The organism is Bacillus sp. MM2020_4, from assembly GCF_011250555.1.
Taxonomy (GTDB): Bacteria; Bacillota; Bacilli; order Bacillales; family Cytobacillaceae; genus Neobacillus.
In genome coordinates this window covers 1-255 of record NZ_JAANMZ010000138.1, presented here as the reverse complement: position 1 = coordinate 255, position 255 = coordinate 1, and the positions used below count along the sequence as shown (strand labels likewise).

1 pseudogene is annotated in these 255 nt (G+C 43.1%); it reads left to right on the top strand.

The annotated features are described in order from the left end of the window. A pseudogene (locus tag G6554_RS25485) lies at positions 1-255 on the top strand (Crp/Fnr family transcriptional regulator); the annotation flags it as partial.

Below are 255 nucleotides of genomic sequence, written 5' to 3'. Positions count from 1 at the left end.
TAGTGCAATGGGGCGAAGTATTAGTCGGAATAGCCTTAATCCTAGGTCTTCTTACGAACTTTGCGACCCTAATGGGTATGGTCATGAATTTCTCTTTCTTGTTCAGTGGTACCGTGAGCACAAACGGGCAAATGATTCTTTTAGCCTTCTTCGTCTTAGTTGCTGGAGCAAATGCCGGTAAATTCGGTGTAGATCGATATGTAATGCCCTATGTACGTAGGAACTTTGCAGCTAAAGGACATCATAAACAAGGCA